12 protein-coding genes are annotated in these 15,786 nt (G+C 66.4%); 4 read left to right on the plus strand and 8 right to left on the minus strand.

Features of this window, described 5'->3' with window-relative positions:
• Positions 1–30 precede the first annotated feature (30 nt).
• From ACEN2S_RS14380 to ACEN2S_RS14405, 6 genes are all read right to left on the minus strand, one after another.
• Positions 31–1,113 carry a hypothetical protein gene (locus ACEN2S_RS14380; protein ID WP_441866908.1) on the minus strand — a complete coding sequence of 361 codons (1,083 nt, stop codon included), beginning with the start codon at positions 1,111–1,113 and terminating at the stop codon, positions 31–33.
• Positions 1,110–2,630, minus strand: coding sequence for a class I adenylate-forming enzyme family protein (locus ACEN2S_RS14385; RefSeq protein WP_441866910.1), 1,521 nt, complete (start codon positions 2,628–2,630; stop codon positions 1,110–1,112). Before ACEN2S_RS14385 ends, ACEN2S_RS14380 begins: the two co-directional genes overlap by 4 nt.
• Positions 2,631–2,694: 64 nt before the next feature.
• Positions 2,695–4,437, minus strand: coding sequence for an ABC transporter permease subunit (locus tag ACEN2S_RS14390; protein ID WP_441866912.1), 1,743 nt, complete (start codon positions 4,435–4,437; stop codon positions 2,695–2,697).
• A complete protein-coding gene (locus tag ACEN2S_RS14395; protein WP_441866913.1) occupies positions 4,434–5,513 on the minus strand; it encodes an ABC transporter ATP-binding protein in 1,080 nt (359 codons plus the stop codon). Before ACEN2S_RS14395 ends, ACEN2S_RS14390 begins: the two co-directional genes overlap by 4 nt.
• Before the next feature lie 94 nt (positions 5,514–5,607).
• Positions 5,608–6,669: an ABC transporter substrate-binding protein gene (locus ACEN2S_RS14400; protein ID WP_441866915.1), complete on the minus strand. Its 1,062-nt coding sequence runs from the start codon at positions 6,667–6,669 to the stop codon at positions 5,608–5,610.
• Between the two features lie 78 nt (positions 6,670–6,747).
• Positions 6,748–7,512, minus strand: a complete 765-nt coding sequence (locus tag ACEN2S_RS14405; protein WP_441866917.1) for an enoyl-CoA hydratase/isomerase family protein — start codon at positions 7,510–7,512, stop codon at positions 6,748–6,750.
• A 164-nt stretch (positions 7,513–7,676) separates the two neighbouring features.
• Between ACEN2S_RS14405 and ACEN2S_RS14410 the strand changes: the two genes are divergently transcribed.
• The 4 genes from ACEN2S_RS14410 (at position 7,677) to ACEN2S_RS14425 (ending at position 11,532) form a co-directional block, all read left to right on the plus strand.
• Complete coding sequence (locus tag ACEN2S_RS14410; RefSeq protein WP_441866919.1) at positions 7,677–8,462, plus strand: IclR family transcriptional regulator; 786 nt, start codon at positions 7,677–7,679, stop codon at positions 8,460–8,462.
• A 103-nt stretch (positions 8,463–8,565) separates the two neighbouring features.
• A complete protein-coding gene (locus ACEN2S_RS14415; RefSeq protein ID WP_441866921.1) occupies positions 8,566–9,003 on the plus strand; it encodes a (2Fe-2S)-binding protein in 438 nt (145 codons plus the stop codon).
• A complete protein-coding gene (locus tag ACEN2S_RS14420; RefSeq protein WP_441866923.1) occupies positions 8,996–10,369 on the plus strand; it encodes an FAD-dependent oxidoreductase in 1,374 nt (457 codons plus the stop codon). Before ACEN2S_RS14415 ends, ACEN2S_RS14420 begins: the two co-directional genes overlap by 8 nt.
• Positions 10,366–11,532, plus strand: a complete 1,167-nt coding sequence (locus tag ACEN2S_RS14425) for an NAD(P)/FAD-dependent oxidoreductase (RefSeq protein WP_441866925.1) — start codon at positions 10,366–10,368, stop codon at positions 11,530–11,532. The genes ACEN2S_RS14420 and ACEN2S_RS14425 overlap by 4 nt, the downstream gene beginning before the upstream one ends.
• A 9-nt stretch (positions 11,533–11,541) precedes the next feature.
• Here the strand turns inward: ACEN2S_RS14425 and ACEN2S_RS14430 are convergent, their stop codons facing one another.
• Together ACEN2S_RS14430 and hglS are read right to left on the minus strand one after the other, a co-directional pair.
• Positions 11,542–14,424 (minus strand): FAD-binding and (Fe-S)-binding domain-containing protein, encoded by a 2,883-nt coding sequence (locus ACEN2S_RS14430; protein WP_441866927.1) that lies wholly within the window; start codon positions 14,422–14,424, stop codon positions 11,542–11,544.
• The gene (gene hglS, locus ACEN2S_RS14435) at positions 14,424–15,773 is read right to left on the minus strand and encodes a 2-oxoadipate dioxygenase/decarboxylase HglS (protein WP_441866929.1); all 1,350 of its coding nucleotides are present in this window, start codon (positions 15,771–15,773) and stop codon (positions 14,424–14,426) included. Before hglS ends, ACEN2S_RS14430 begins: the two co-directional genes overlap by 1 nt.
• Positions 15,774–15,786 lie beyond the last annotated feature (13 nt).

The following is a 15,786-nucleotide window of genomic DNA, read 5'->3' on the forward strand; positions in this document are numbered from 1 at the left end:
CTCCGGCCCCGGGCGGGCGATGTGCCGACATTATATGGGCTGGGCCTGCAATCTTGCGCGCAGGGACAGCATTTCGTCGCATACCGGCTCCAGATCGGCCAGCGCGAACCCCGCCGCATGGGCAAAGCCCTCTTCGGCCAGCACCCCGGCCAGCGCGCCGTTGAAATGCGCATTGCCGCCCGAGACGGTCAGGCCAGAGCGGGCCTCGAAAGCATCGTTCCAGGCGATGGCATCGGCGTCGCTCAGACCGGCGGGCAGATCGAGCGTCATCTCGCCCCCGCGCAGCTTGACCGGATAGCCGCCCGGCAGGCCATTCGGCCCCGGCGCATGGCCGCGCCAGTCCTGCCCCGCCGCCAGCGCGAGGATCAGCGTGACGCCACTCGCGCCCGAGATTTCGATGGCGGGTTCCGGCGTCAGGCGGCAGGCCGCAAAGGTGGCGAACGGATCGGCAATCTCGCTGTCGTCGATAAAGATGCGGGGGGCAGGGCCGCTCCGTTCCGCCGGGGGGCGGCGCCAGGGGGCCAGACATTGATAATGCGCCAGCACCTTCAGGTCGCCCTCGGGCCGCCCGGGCGTGCCCTGAAAGACATTGGAGAGGATGGCGACATTGCCGGTGCCGCAAAGCACCTGATGGCCCATCGCCCGGATCATGCCATTGACCACATCAGGGAAGGAACAGTTGATCAGCAGCGTCTGTGGCGCGATGCGGGAAATCGCCCCGGCCATGCGCGCCGAGATCAGCGCCTGAAAAATGGCGGTGGCGCTGAGGCCGCCCTCCGCCACAAGTGCTGTCCAGCGGTTCCCGCTGTCCGAGATCACCGAGGAGGTCTGGATCGAGGCCGCCTGCACCACGATTTTTGGCTGATACTGGCGGAGCAGTGCCTCGCTCGCGCCCGGCTCGATCAGGTCGATCTTGTGGGCGCGAAAGCGGGCGGGTGTGCCGAACATCGCCGCCCGCGCATTGCCCGCCGTCTCCAGCCAGGCCAGCCGATCGGCGTTGCGCCCGGCAATCACCACCGTGACCGGCCGTTTCGCCGTGGCCGCGATGTCGAGCGCGATGCGGCCGGCGAACATGCCGGTGCCGGTGATCAGAACCTCCGTGCTGTTTGTCATGTGGTGACCTTTCGCGTCTGCCGCTCCCAGCGCGGTGTGGTGGCTATGGGCAACAGATGTTTGCGGATGCGCTGGCTGGGGGTCTTGGGAAAGGCGTCGAGAAAGGCGATGAAACGCGGCTGTTGATAGGGGGCCAGCCGCCCGGCCAGCCAGCCCGAGATCGCCTCCGGGTCGGGGGTGACATCGGGTTGCAGTCGGATGAACAGCTGGATGTCATATTCCCCGATTTCGGCGGGCACGCCGACCATCGCGCTTTCGGCAATATCGGGGTGGCGGTTGGCCACCGATTCAACCTCATGTGCCGAGACGTTTTCGCCCTTGCAGCGCAGGCTGTCGGACATGCGGCCATGAAACCGCAACAGGCCGTCGGCGCCCCATGACCCCATGTCGCCGGTGTGAAAACCATCGGCTTGCAGCGCCTTGGCGGTCGCCTCCGGGGCACGGTAATAGCCCGCGAAAATCGCGCCGGGCTCGGGGCTGGTGATGATCATTTCGCCCCGGCCCTCGCCCGGGCCGAGGATGCGCCCAGTTTCGTCCTGCACGCGGATGTCAAACCAGGGCAGCGGATGACCGATGGCCCCGACCACACCCGCCGTATTGCAGGCGCTGATCGAGGAGGCCTCGGTCATGCCATAGCATTCGGTGATGGTGATCCCGAAACGCTCTTCAAAGGCGCGCCAGGCGGATTCCGCGCAGCCGCCGCCCCAGGCGATGCGCACCTGATGCGCTCGGTCGAGCGGCGAGGGCGGCTGTTTGAGCAGGATTTGCAGGATGCCGCCCAGATGGTGGATATGGGTGCAGCCCGCCTCGGCCACCTCGTCCCAGAAACGGGTCGCCGAAAACTTGTCCGCAATGGTCAGCGTGATGTCGCACAGGATCGGCAGCACCATCACCTGCGCGCCGCCGACATGGTAGAAGGGTTCCCACATGAAGAGATTGTCGCCCGGCGTCACCTCGCCCGCGAGTTCAACCCCCCGCGCCGCGATTTCGAGCATCTTTTGCGTGACCTGTACACCTTTCGCGGCCCCGGTCGTGCCCGAGGTGAACATGATGGAGGCCAGCGCCTCCGGGGCGGGGAAGGCAAATTGTTGGGGCACCTGCGGCGGGGCGGGCAGGGCAACCGCATCCAGCACCAGAATGCCCTCGCGCGGCTGCACGGCGCAGGCGGCCACCGTCTCGCGCAGGTCGGGGTCACAGACGACCACCGCCGCTTCGACCAGCCCGATGGCATGGGCCAGCCCTTCGCCCACCAGCGCGGGGTTGACGGGCACCCAGATCATGCCCGCGCGCAGCAGGCCATGCACCAGCGCCAGCGTGGCGGGGCTGTTGCGCGTCATCACCGCCACCTTGTCGCCGGGAGCCACACCTGCCCCGACCAACCAGGAGATCATCGCATCCGCCGCGCCCGAAAGGGCGGCAAAGGTGATTTCGGTGCCGTCTGTCGTACGGGCAAAGACGCGGTCCGGCGTCGCTTGGGCCAGATCGTGAAAGGTCTTTGCCAGGCCTTTGATGTTCATTTCATACCTCAATGGGGGAGAGATGGCAGGACGAGGGGCTCGCCCTGCCGGAGGTTTGGGGATGTCAGGATTTTTGCAGCTTTTGCGCGAGGATCAGGAGCAGGGTGACGATGCCCAGCACCACCACAGAGACCGCCGCCAGCGTCGGGTTCAGCTGCAGATACATGTCGTCCCACATCTGTTTGGGAAGGGTTGATTTCAGGCCACCACTGATGAAGAGCGCGATGGTCAGCTCGTCAAAACTGGTGACAAAGGCGAAGAGGGCCGCCGATATGATCCCGCCCTGCAGGAGCGGCAGGGTGATCAGCCGCAAAACGGTCAGCCGTCCGGCGCCCAGCGTCGCCGCCGCCTGATTGAGCCGCCAGTCATAGCCCTTCAGCACCGCGCCGATTGCGATGAAGGTGAAGGGAATGGCCAGCAACGTATGCCCGAGGATCAGCCCGATGTTGGAGGCGACCAGCCCGATCTGTGCCATCAGATAAAAGAGCCCGACGGCGATCACGATGCGCGGCACGATCATCGGCGCGAGCATGAGCGCAAAGATCGCCTTGCCAAAGCGGCTGTCGGATCTGGCCAGCGCCAGCGCCGCCATGCCGCCCAGCACCGTCGCCAGGATTGCCGTGGCAAAGGCCACGCCAAAGCTGCGGATCGTGGCCGAGATCCAGATGGGCGAGTTGAAATATTGCGCGAACCAGCGGGTGGAATAGCCCGGTGGCGGGAAGGTCAGCGCCTGATCCGAGGTGAAGGCCAGCGGCAGCACGATCATCGCCGGGGCCAGCAAAAACAAAAACAGGATCAGCACATAAGCGAATTTGAACGGCTGCCGGTCGCTGCCGCCCCGTCCGATCCGGTCAAAGGGCGCGGAGAGCCATGCCAGACCCTCCAGCACCTTTTGCCCAAGGCGGCGCAGCCAGGGGTTGTGGGATTTCCCGCTCGATGTGCTGGCCGAGGTCAGCGAGGAGAGGCCAAAGAGACGGTCATAAAACCAGATCGCCACCAATGCCGCCAGCACGAGCATCACCGACAAAACCGCCGCAAAGGCCCAGTTCACCAGTTCTTGCACCTGCACGATGATGATCTGCGCCAGCATGGTCTGCCCACGTCCGCCGAGATAGGCGGGCACGATGAAAAAGCCGAGCGAGGTGATGAACGTCAGCAACCCCGCCGCCGCCACACCGGGCATGGCCAGCGGAAATTCGATCAGCCAGAAGCGCTGCGCCCGCCGCGCGCCCATGCTGCCTGCCGCCAGCGACAGGCGGCTGTCGATATTGACCATGACCGGGACCATGGTCAGGATGGCCAGCGGCATCATGGCATGCACCATCCCGATGATGACACCAAACTCGTTGTACATCAGGCGGAACGGGCTTTCGGCCATGCCGGTCCCGGTCAGGATCGAGTTGATCAGCCCCTTGTCGCCCAGCATGATCATCCAGGCGAAGGTCTTGACGAGATAGGATGTCCAGAACGGCAGCAGGACCAGAAACAGCCATTTGCTGCGCTTGCTGTCGGGCAGGGCGGCGAGCCATGAGGCGACGGGATAGCCCAGCAGCACCGAAAAGAAGGCGGTCAGCGCCGCGATGCGGAAGGTGATGCCGAGAATGCGCAGATAGACCGGCGTTTCAGCGAGTTTCTCGTAATGGCCAAGGGTGAAGGCGGCGGTATCGGCCTCTTGCAGGCTTAGCCCGATCAGCCGCAGCATCGGCAAGAGCAGGAACACCGCGACAAAGGCCAGCGCGGGGGCGGCCAGCCAGAGGGGACCGGGGCGCAGCCAGGGGCGGCGCGCTGTCAGGGGGGCCATGCTCATGAAACCACCCGTCCGGCCGTTTGCGGCCAATGCACGCTCAGGTTTTCGCCGATCCGCAGGCCCTGCGTGCGCGCCGGGTCCTGACGCATGGTGAATTCCGTGCCATCCGGCAGGGTCAGGAGCAGCCGGTTGTCCGATCCGATATAGACGATGTCGCGCAGGGTGATGTGAAGCTCGTTCATGCCCGGTCCGGTGGCGGGGCCGAGGCAAAGCTGCTCGGGGCGCACGATCAGCGCATGTTCCGCCGCCTCGGCGTCCCGCGCGCCGAACCGGCCCGAAAACGTGCCCGCAGCGGTGGCGATCCGCGCCATGCCATCCGCATCCCGCCCCGCGATCCGGCCGCGCAGGATGTTGGAATGGCCAATGAAAGTCGCGGCGAAAATCGTTTCGGGATGCGAATAGATCTCATGCGGCGTGCCGATCTGCTCAACCTGCGCATGGTTCATCACACAGATGCGGTCCGACATGACCAGAGCTTCCTCCTGATCATGCGTCACATAGATCAGGGTGGTGCCGAATTCGCGGTGCAGGCGGCGGATTTCCAGCTGCATCGTTTCGCGCAGCGCCTTGTCGAGCGCGCCCAGCGGCTCGTCCATCAAGATCACCTCGGGGCGAAAGACAAAACAGCGCGCCAGCGCCACGCGCTGCTGTTGCCCGCCCGAGAGTTCGCGCGGAAAACGGTGCGCAAAGGCAGAAAGCTGCACTTTTTCAAGGGTTTCGCCCACGCGCCGCGCCACATCCGCAGCGTCGAGTTTGCGCATTTTCAGCGGAAAGGCCACATTCTCGGCCACCGTCATATGCGGAAACAGCGCGTAATGCTGAAACACCAGCCCCATGTCGCGCGCATGCACCGGGCGGTCGGTCCAGTCCGCGCCATCGACCAACAGCCGCCCCGAGGTGGCGGGCACGAGGCCAGACACCATCTGCAACAGCGTGGTCTTGCCCGAACCGGACGGCCCGAGCAGCGTGAGAAATTCGCCCCGCTGCACCTCAAGATGGGTGGGCTTCAGGGCGGTGAAGGTGCCGTAGTTCTTCGACAGACCATCGATCTGAATTTTGGCGGTGTGCTGTGTCATGGAAATCCGATCACGGAAGTCGCGCATCGGGGCGCGAAAAAGCCGCCGGCAGGCGCAGGCGCCGCCGGCAGTCGTTGCAGGGACAGAGGTGCGATCAGGTCAGAAGCCAGAGGTTGAACCGCTCGGTCATCTCGTCCTTGTGTTCCTGCCACCAGGCGTCATTGGCCAGCGTCATCCCCTTGAGGTTTTCGGGTGCGGTGGTCAGCACTTTCGCGCGCTCGGGGTCGATGTGGTCATAGGCCCTGAGGTTGGTCGGCCCATAGGACAGATCGTCGGTGAACAGGGCCTGTTGCTCGGCCTTGGTGCAGAAGGCGACGAACTGCCGCGCGGCATCACCCTTGGGTCCGCCCTTGGGCAGGCCCCATCCTTCGATCGAATAAAGCCCCTGGTTCCAGACGATTTTTGCGGGTGCGCCGGAATCGATGGCGGCCTGAAGGCGGGCATTCCAGCCGCTGATCATGTCCACTTCGCCACTTTGCAGCAGCTGCGAAGTTTGCGCGCCGCCGGTCCACCAGACGTCGACCTTTTCCTTGATCGCATCCAGTTTGGCAAAGGCGCGCTCCACATCCAGCGGATAGAGGTCGGCCGGGGCGACACCATCGGCCATCAGCGCCTGTTCCAGCGTGTCGATCGGGTTCTTGCGCAGCGACCGGCGGCCCGGGAAATTCTCGGTGTCCCAATATTCGGCCCAGTTCGAGGGCGCCTTTTCCACGGCCTCGGTGTTATAGGCAAAAACGCTGGAATAGACGTCGATCCCCAGAAAGTTGGGGTGGACCGCCTCGGGCATGATGTCGGCGGTCAGCGCCGGATCGAGGTTCAGCGGGTCCAGAAGATCCTGCTGCTCCATGATCAGCCGCGCCGACAGGGTCAGCGTGCAGACATCCCAGATATAGCTGCCGGTCTCGACGATGGATTTGAACTGCGCCGTCGGCTCTGCGTCGCGGGCAACCGAGACGACTTCAATGCCGGTGGCGGCGGTGAACGGGTCGTAGAAGGCCTTGCGATAGCCCGAGGAAAAGGGGCCGCCGGGGTCCGCCACCGTGATGGAGGTGACCTGAGCGTTCGCGCGGCGGCCCAGCATCGGCATGGCAAGTGCTGCGGCTCCGGTGGCCAGAAGGCTGCGGCGGCTGAGGGAGAGGGAAGATTTTGACGTCATTCTGGTGTCTCCAGCTGTTGGTGGGTTACGGCTTTTTTTGATTGGCCCGGCGCCCGGCATTCGGGCGCCGGACAGGGGTCAGGCCTTGGCGCGTTTGGCGAAGAATTCCTCCATCATCGCCTGCGGCTCGCCTGTCTTGTAGGCCTCGAGCTGAATGCGAATGCCCGAGGTCATCGCGTCGTCATAGCCAGCCTGCGTCACTTCTGCGATGCGCTGACGGTTGAGGCGCATGGCCACTGGCGGCTTGCTGGCGAGATCCTGCGCCAGTGCCATCGCGGCGGTCATCACCTGATCTTCGGCGACCAGACGGCTGATCAGCCCGATCTGATAGGCCTCGTCCGCGTCAAGCATCCGCCCGGTCAGCGTCAGGTCGATGGTGCGGCCGAGGCCGATCATCTCGCGCATGATCCAGTTGCCGGTGACGGTGGGAATGCCCGACAGGATCTCCGGCTGGCCCATGCGGACACCGGGATGCGCCACACGCAGATCGCACAGCAGCGCGACCTGAAACGCCGAACCCGCCGCCACGCCGTTCAAGGCCGCGACGATGGGTTTCGAGCCTTCGCGGAACTTGGCGTAGAGCGTTTTCCACTCGCCCATCCAGCTTTCCGCCCGCTCGGCGTCAAAGCTCTTGCTCTCGCTCAGATCCTGCCCCGCGCCAAAGGCACGGTCCCCCGCGCCGGTCAGGATGATGGCGCGAATGTCGTCATCCGCCTCGGCCGCGTCCAGCGCTGCGACCAGCATGTCCCGCATCGGGGCATTCCAGGCGTTCATCTTCTCGGGGCGGTTCAGCGTGATGCACAGAACATTGCCGGTTTTCTCGGTCAGAATGAAGTTTGTCATAGCGTCCATTGCATTGTGATAATTTATATTAGAATTAAATGGCGGTTAGCGCATGTGTCAATCCTGTTGTTGCGTGGCGCTGGGATTCCGGCGATTTATGCAGGACAGGGGCGGACAGATCGGGCATCAGGCCCCTGACAACGATTGAGAATGTGGAGGATCAGGTGAGTTCAGAGGAAACCAGGCCGGCGAAAAAGGCCGACGCGCTGATGGTGCAATCGGTCGCCAAGGCCTTTCGCGTGCTCGAGGCGTTTGATTCGCGCCATCCCCGGATGACCCTCTCCGAGATCGCCGAGCAGACCGGGCTCGACCTCAGCGGGGCGCAGCGCTTTGCCCATACGCTGCAAACGCTGGGCTATCTGGACAAGGATTCCAAAACCCGCCAGTTCGAGCTGTCGGTGAAATCGCTCGATCTGGCGCATCACTTCACCCGCACCTCGCGGCTGGTGGACCGGGCCATGCCTGTGCTGCAGCATCTGAGCAAGGAAACCGAAGAGACGGTGAACCTGACGGTGCTCGACGGAACCGAGATCGTCTTCATCTCGCGGTTTCTCAGCCGCCATGTGCTGCACACCGATGTGACCATTGGCACCCGGCTGCCGGCCTATTGCGTCGCGCCGGGGCGTGCGATTCTGTCGCGCATGCCGCAAGAGGAGGTGGATGCCGTACTGGCCGCATCGGATATCCGGCCCCACACCCAGAACACGGTGACCGACATTGCGGCGCTGCATGAGATCATCACGCGGGTGCGGCTCGAGGGTTTTGCGGCGGCCTTCGAGGAGCTCTATCACGGCGACGCATCCATTGCCGCGCCGGTTCTGGGAGCGCATGGGCGGGTCATCGGGGCGGTCTCCATCGCGGCCTCGACCCTGCGCTACAGCCGGGCGGAAATCGTCTCTTCGTTTGCGCCGATGATCCTGGCGGCGGCGCGGTCGATCTCGTTCGGCTGATCCCTTCTGTCGCGCGGTGAGGGTTCGGTTGCACGCGGGGGCTTGACCACAGACCGTTTTGTCACTTTCATATGGGAATAATTCCTATTGCATGGTGATAGAAATGCAGCCCGGCCTCTTTTTGCCGTTGGACCGCGATCCTGCCCCCGCCCCGGGCCCTTCGGCAGGCGCGGTGGTGATCCGTTTCGATGGCGCTGACATCATCGGACAGCGGGGCGAGACCCTCGTCTCGGCGTTGCTGCGCCACGCGGCCCGGATCGGGATCTCTGAATTTGACGGCACGCCGCGCGCCGGGTTTTGCCTGATGGGCAGCTGTCAGGAATGCACGGTCTGGGATGCGGACGGCCATCGCCTGCGCGCCTGCATGGTCGAGCTCTGCGAGGGGCTGTCGGTGCGCTCCACGCCCGATGCGCCCGTCGGTGCTGATGCGCCTGTCGGGCCTGATGCGCCCGGGGTTTCCGGTCTGCCCACCACTTCCGGTCTGTCCAGCACTTCCGATCTTCCCAGCCCTTCCGATTTGCCGGGGGGGCGCGATGACTAGCCCGTCGGTTGTCATTGTCGGCGCGGGTCCGGCGGGATTGGCGGCCGCGCGCAGGCTGGTTTCGGCTGGTCTGCGCCCGGTGGTGCTCGAAGAGGCGGCCCGCCCGGGCGGGCAGGGCACCCGCAGGCTCGGGCCCGCTGTGGCAGCCTATGGCGACCGCCTGTTCCGGGGCGCCGCGGCGGGCGTTCTGGCCCGGGAGCGCGGCGAGGATGCCGTGCTGGCGCAATGTGACTTTCGGCCCGATACGCTGGTCTGGGGCTGTCACGGAACGCAACTGGAGCTGCTGGGACCGGCAGGATATGACAGCCTGCGCTACAGCCATCTGTTGCTGGCGGTCGGGGCCACGGACCGCCTGATGCCGCTGCCGGGCTGGACGCTGCCCGGGGTTTTCACGCTGGGGGGCGCGCAGGTGGCGCTGAAACGTCATGCGGCCTTCATTGGCGGGCGGGTGATTTTCGCCGGGTCGTCGCCGCTGCTCTACCTTGCGGCGGCGCAGTATCTGCGGCTGGGCCATCGCCAGCTGACCGTGCTGGACACCACGCCCTTCGCGCAAAAGCTGCGGCATTTTCCGGCGATGCTGCGCCATGCGCCCCGGACCGCGCTGCAGGGCGTGGCGCTGATGGCCGAGTTGCGGCGGGGCGGCGTGCCGATCATCTCGGCGGCGCGGCTTCTGGAGATCGAGGGTGGTGACCGGGTCATGGGCCTGCACTACGCCACCGCGGCGGGGCAGCGGGTGCGGCTGGCGGCGGATGCGGTGGCGCTGGGATATGGCCTGCGGCCGGAAACCCAACTGGCCGAACTGGCAGGCGCCGCATTCGACCATGATCCGCGGCATCGGCAATGGTTTGCGCGCTGCGATGCGATGGGCCGGGCAGGGGCGCGGCTCTGGATTGCGGGGGATGGCGCACGCACGGCGGGGGCCGAGGCGGCGGATGCAGCCGGTGCGCTGGCGGCGGAAGATATGCTCCGGGTTCTGGGGCTGCCCGCCGCCGATCCGCTGGAAGTCAATGCGCACCACCGCCGCCTGCGGGCACAGCGCCGGTTTCAGGATGCGATGACCGGCGCTTTCCGCTGGCCCGCCGAGCGCATCGGTGATCTGCCCGATGAAACAACGCTCTGCCGTTGCGAGCGCGTCAGCATCGGCGCGGTGCGTCGTGCCCTGTCGGCCCCCTTGGGACCGACCGAGATCAACCGGGTGAAATCCATCACCCGCTGCGGCATGGGCCGCTGTCAGGGCCGCTTTTGCGCGCCCGCGCTGGCGGAACTGGTTGCCGCTGCCAGCGTCCAGGTGCCGGGGCGGTTGCGCGCGCAGGCGCCGGTCCGTCCCATCCCCTTGCTGGCGCCCGGCGCCGAGGCCGCAGAATGATCGCCCGGCATGAAAGCGACGTGGTGGTCATCGGGGGCGGGCTCTTCGGGGCCTTCACCGGCCTGTTCCTCGCCCGGCGCGGGCTGCGCGTGACCCTGTTCGAGCGCGGGCTGATCGGGGCGGAGGCCAGCGCGACAAATTTCGGCAATCTGCGGCTGCACGGGCGTTCGGCCCGGCAATATCCCTTGTCGATCCGCGCGCAGGCATTGTGGGAAAGCTACGAGGCGCTGACCGGCGAAACCTGCGAGATCGAGCGCACGGGTCACCTTTATTTCGCGCGCAGCGACGAAGGGGCGCAGACATTGCGGCATGATGTGGCGACGGCGCAGCGCTTTGGTGTCACCTCGACGCTGCTGGAGGGCGATCAGCTGCATGCGCGATACCCGTTTCTGGCGGCCGACATTGCCCTTGCGGCCTTTTCCCCGCGCAGCGCGGTGGCCAATCCGCGTCTGAGCACACCGCCGGTGGCGCGCGCGCTGCAACGGGCCGGGGGGCAGGTGTATGAGCAGGCCGAGGTGACCGCGGTTGAGGCGGTCTCCGGTGGGTTTGTGCTGCAGACCCGGCAGGGCCATCGCTGTGCCGCGCCGGTGCTGGTGAATGCCGCCGGTGCCTGGTCTGGCGCGCTTGCCGCGCAGTTTGGCGAGGCGGTGCCGATGTTCAGCGCAGGCCCGCCACAATTCGTGACCGAGCCCTTGCCGTATCGGCTGCACCCTTCGGTGCATATGGTTGAGGGGGATGTCATCGTGCGGCAGATCGCGCGCGGCAATATCATCTTTTCGGGCTATCCGCGCACGCATTCCCAGCCGGGCGGCGCGGTCACCCATGTCCCGCCCTTCAAGACCCTGCGCGGCATGCAAATGCTCGCGCGCGCGATTCCGATGCTGGCGCGGGCCGAGGTCATCCGTGTCTGGTCCGGGGTTGAGGGCTATCTGCCCGATATGCTGCCGGTGATCGGCGCCAGCAGCACGACGCCGGGGCTGTTTCACGCCTTTGGCGGCAGCGGCGGCGGGTTTCAGATTGCCCCGGCCGTCGGCGAAGCGCTTGCGGCGCTGATCGCGGGGGAGGCAGAGGTGCCGATGCTGGCCGGCTACGGGATTGACCGTTTTGCGGGCGCCGCCGAAGTCTCGGGCAAGATTCACCGTGAATTCGACGCTCTGGCTTGAGCGCGCGGGTCAGCGGCGGCGCAAGGCCGCGCTCAGCACCTCGACCGGATGCAAAGGGCGCCGCCCGGAGAAGCGTTTGGCCTGACAGCGGCAGGAAAAGCCGGTGGCCAGTGCCCTTTCGCCCGCAATCTCGATCCGCCCCCGCCATGAGAGATCATAGAGCCGCTCTGACAATGCGGCTTTGTCGCGCATGTGCCCGAAAGTGCCCGCCATGCCGCAACAGCCGCTGCGCTCGGACTGCACCGCAAGCCCGAACCGGGCAAACACGGCAGCCCAGCGGGCGGGCGTTTGCGGATCGGCAGCGGCTTCGGTGCAATGGCTGAACAGGCTGTAGGGCCGGGCATCGGCGGCGGCCGGCCGGTCTGCGCGCCAGATTGCCGCCGGATCAACCGCGGGGTCGGTCGCCTCAAGCAAGAAGCGGTCAATGGCGGTAACCTCGGGCAGGGGGGTGCCTTCTTCCGCATATTCCGCGGTGAACATCGACACGAAAGCAGGCTCCACCGCGACCAGCCGGTATCCCTGACCCTGCCACTCCCGCATCTGCGCCAGACTGGCGGCGGCACGCCGCGAAAACGCCCGCCTCAGGCCCAGCATGTGCAGCGCCTTGCCGGTTTTGACCGGGGTTGAGCAGGTCACCTCATAGCCGAGATGGCCGAGCAGGTCGGCGCAGGCCGCGATCACCGCGCCATCAAAGGTGCCCAGAAAGCCGTCGGCGATCAGCATCACTTTGCCGCGCGTGCCGGGGTGGCCGCGGCGGTGCCGCGGGGCAGGGCGCACTTGCGGCAGATCGGTCAGCCCGGTGGCGCGCAGCACCGGCGCCAAAAGCCGCAGCGCGGCATTGCTGAAGGCGGGAACCGCGCGCATCAGGGGGGCCAGATCCTCCATCCGCGCCAGCAGATGGTGCGACAGGGGGCGCCGGTGGCGGCTGAAGTAAGACGCATAGAAGCGGCTGCGCATCTGTGGAACATCGACCCGGACCGGGCATTGCGCGGCGCAGGCCCTGCAGCCGAGGCAATCCGAGAGGCTGTCATGAAGCTCTGCCTCAAGTGCCCGCAACCCGGGCGTTTCGGCGCCCGCCGCGGCGGCCGACTGCTGGCGCGCCCAGCTGCGCAACAGGGCTGCGCGCCCCTTCGGGCCGCGCAGCCGGTCGCCGGTCGCCTTGTACGACGGGCACATTGCCTCATCGGGGTCGCGCCCCATGCATTGGCCGTTGCCATTGCATTTGATCGCCGCCGCATAGGTTTGCGACAGTGCCGGGGTGATCCGCGCATCCAGCGGCCCCCGGAAGGGCACCGCGTCCAGCGGGGTCAGCTTCTGTGCGGGATCGGGGCTGGCGATTTTGCCGGGGTTGAGCAGGTTGTCGGGGTCAAAAGCCGCCTTGATCCGGCACAGGGCAGTATAGAGGCGGGGTCCGAAGACATCGGGGACATATTCACCGCGAAAGCCCTTGCCATGCTCGCCCCAGATCAGCCCGCCATGATCGCGGGCCAGACGGTGGACCGCATCCGAGATGTCGCGGATCATGGCGGCGTCATCGGGCAGCCGCATGTCGAGCGCGGGGCGCACATGGACGCAGCCCACATCGGCATGGCCGAACATGCCGTAGCTCAGGCCGTGCGCATCCAGAATGGCGCGAAACCCGGCGACAAAGGCGGGCAGGTTTTCCGCCGGAACCGCCGCATCCTCCACAAAGGGCGTCCCCTGCCGTGTCGGGTCCATCCGCCCCAAAAGCCCGACGCATTTCGCGCGGAGCGACCATAATTCGCCGATGGTCGCATCGTCGGTCACGGCGCGCGCATTGATGAGGCTGGCAGGGGCGGGCGCGAGGGCGCTGAAACGGGCCACCGCCGTGCGGATCGCCGCGTCATGCGCGCCGGTCACTTCAACAAAGTTCAAACCGCGCACCGGGCGGCTGCCGTCATGCTCCAGAACCCCGGCCACCGCGCCCCATACCGGGTCTTGCTGCGCCAGCGTCAGAATCTTGTCGTCGATGAATTCAATGGCCGCAGGGTCGCCCGCCAGCAGGCGGCCGACATCGTGCAGGGCGGCGGTCATGTCGTCATAGGCATAGACAATCAACGCCCGGCGCTGCGGCTTTGGCACCAGCCGCAGCCGGAGGCGTTTGGTCAGCGCCAGCGTCCCTTCCGAGCCGCAAAGCAGCTTGATCAGCGACACCGTGCCATTCTGACAGGCCTGTTGCAGGTTGTACCCGGTCAGACCCCGGTTCATCACCGGAAACACCCGGGCGATTTCGGCGGCTTCGGCCTCTGCCGTCTCCCGGATGAGGGCAGAGAGCGCGGCGGCCCGCGCGCCTTTTGCGCCGGACGGCCCCGCCTCCAGCGTCAGATCGCTGCCATCGGCCAGCGCCAGCTCCATCCCCAGCACATGGTCCGAGGTGCGCCCGTGCAGGCGCGATCCTTTGCCGGATGCATCGGTCGCGGCCATGCCCCCCAGCGTCGCGCGCGAGGCCGTGGAAACCGTGGGCGCAAAGAAGAGGCCGCTGCCCGCCAATGCCCGGTTCAGCTGATCGAGGACCACACCGGGCTGCACAATCGCATAGCCTTCCTCGGTGTTGATCTCCTCGATCACCGTCAGATGGCGCGAGCAGTCCACGACCACGGCGTCGGTCAGCGACTGGCCATTGGTGCCGGTGCCGCCGCCACGCGCCGTGATCGCGATGCCGCTGGCCGTCGCGGCCCGGGCAATGCGGTTCAGATCCTCCGGCGTGCGGGGGAAAACCACGGCCAGGGGCGGCAGTTCATAGACCGAATTATCCGTGGCAAAGACGGCACGGGTGGCGCCGTCTTCGGCCAGATCCCCGGCAAAGCCCCCGGCGCGCAGGTGATGCCGAAACGCGGCCAGCGGCCCGTCCGGGAGGGGCGACCTCTGCATCAGGCCGCCTTGTGGCCCGCCAGAAGATGCGCCTGTCCGAGGGCGGCAAGCGCCACAGACAGGCTCTCGGCCTCGGTCGCGGCATAAAGCGCCATTTCATCCGCCACGCGCGCGCCCAGCGCGGCCTCAAAGGCGTCTTTGTTCGCGGCGGGGCGGTAGTTCGACTGATCTTCGGAGCCAAGGTTCGATTGAAAGATCCCGGCGGCCGAGACCGGCAGGAAATCCTCGTAGACCTGCGGATCGGCGATCAATGCGCCCATGTCGATCAAGGCCTTGATGCTGTCGGCAGGCCGCGCCAGCGCGCCCTGTGCGGCGCGGTAGCGGTAAAAGGCCAGACCCGCGCGGCGCAGCGCGCCATGGTCATCGGGCAGGGCGGCAAAGCCCGTGGCCAGCCGCTCGGCATAGCTGCCCTCCTCTGCGGCGCGCACCCGGGCAAGGGCGTCATCATAAAGCGCGCGGCCCTTGGGCGTCAGCGCCACGCCGCGCTGCTCGATCTCGCCAAAACGGGCAAGATGGGTGCCGGGGGTGCCGTGGAACAGCACTTCCTCCTGCAGGGCTTTGAATGAGGTCTGGCGCAGCAAAATGTCTGCGGCGCGGTGCGGCGGGCCTTCGATCACCGCTTTCGGGTCAATGCCGCGTTCAGGCATCATGCGCTGCACGGCGTCAATGTCCAGCGTGCGCGGGGTGAGGTGGTTGATATGCGGCCCGCGAAAGCTGACCACATCGGCCACCAGACGGTGCGCCGCCACCAGTTTCGCATAGGTTTCAACGCTCACCGTGGCATCGCTGTGCCAGCGGAAGGTTTCGAGCGCCTCGCGAACGAAATCTTCTGCCTCGGCCTCGGTCAGGCCGCCCTTGGCCTCGGCCCGCTCGATCAGCGCGAGGGCGCCGTCGGTGACGATCTTTCGCTGGCTCAGGATGGCGTCGGCTTCGGCGGCAAGCGCCCGGTCCTCGATCAGATCGAGACGCAGGAGCGAAGTGAACACCCGGAACGGATTGTGGCGCAGCGAGGCCGCCTCGACCGGGCGAAAGGCGGTGGAATGCACGGGAATGCCCGCGACGGAAAGGTCGTAGTAGCCCACGGGCGCCATGCCCATCACGGCGAACATGCGGCGGATGAGGGACAGTTCCTGCGCCGTGCCCAGCCGGATCGCGCCATGGCGTTCACCGTCCAGCCGGTCGAGCTCGCCCGCAGCTGCCAGTTGCGCCCGCAAGGCGGGGTCTGCGGCGAGGGTTTGGGCGTTCACGTCGCGAACCAGATCCATCAGTGTGCCGTATTGCGGCACCTCGCTGCGGTACATGGCGGACATGGCTTGCGAAAAGAGCGTGCGGATGGCGTCGGGATGCATGAGTTCAGCCGTT

The organism is Phaeovulum sp. W22_SRMD_FR3, from assembly GCF_052113705.1.
GTDB lineage: Bacteria > Pseudomonadota > Alphaproteobacteria > Rhodobacterales > Rhodobacteraceae > JBGQOG01.